The organism is Psychromonas sp. SR45-3 (assembly GCF_014163575.1).
In the GTDB taxonomy this organism is placed as follows: Bacteria; Pseudomonadota; Gammaproteobacteria; order Enterobacterales; family Psychromonadaceae; genus Psychromonas; species Psychromonas arctica.
The window spans coordinates 1-434 of sequence record NZ_JACJDP010000108.1 but is presented as its reverse complement, the minus strand read 5'-3'; the positions used below and the strand labels follow the sequence as shown (position 1 = coordinate 434).

The 434-nt window shown below is 51.8% G+C and carries 1 protein-coding gene; it reads left to right on the top strand.

The window, feature by feature from the left end; translation table 11 throughout:
- Positions 1-434, top strand: a 434-nt coding sequence (locus H5084_RS19335; RefSeq protein ID WP_182692243.1) for a hypothetical protein, incomplete at both ends; no start/stop codon positions are given.

The following is a 434-nucleotide window of genomic DNA, read 5'->3' as shown; positions in this document are numbered from 1 at the left end:
ACCTCTGATGAAGATGGTAATGATGTCACGGTCACGGTGGATGACATCATCAACTACCAGGTCGTGGGCAATGAGGTTCTCTTAACAGCAGCGGGCGCGGCGCTGGTTAACAGCGGAGCAGCCTTACCTGAATTTACATTAACACCGAACGACGGCACAATTAATGGTGAAACGGATTCGGCCACCCCGGTGGTGAATACGGTTAACGATGCACCTGAAGTGACGATCACGAACACCAATGCATTTACCGAAGACGACGGCAGCGCAGTAGAAAATGCGGTAGTGGCGACGTTTGATACCTCTGATGAAGATGGTAATGATGTCACGGTCACGGTGGATGACATCATCAACTACCAGGTCGTGGGCAATGAGGTTCTCTTAACAGCAGCGGGCGCGGCGCTGGTTAACAGCGGAGCAGCCTTACCTGAATTTAC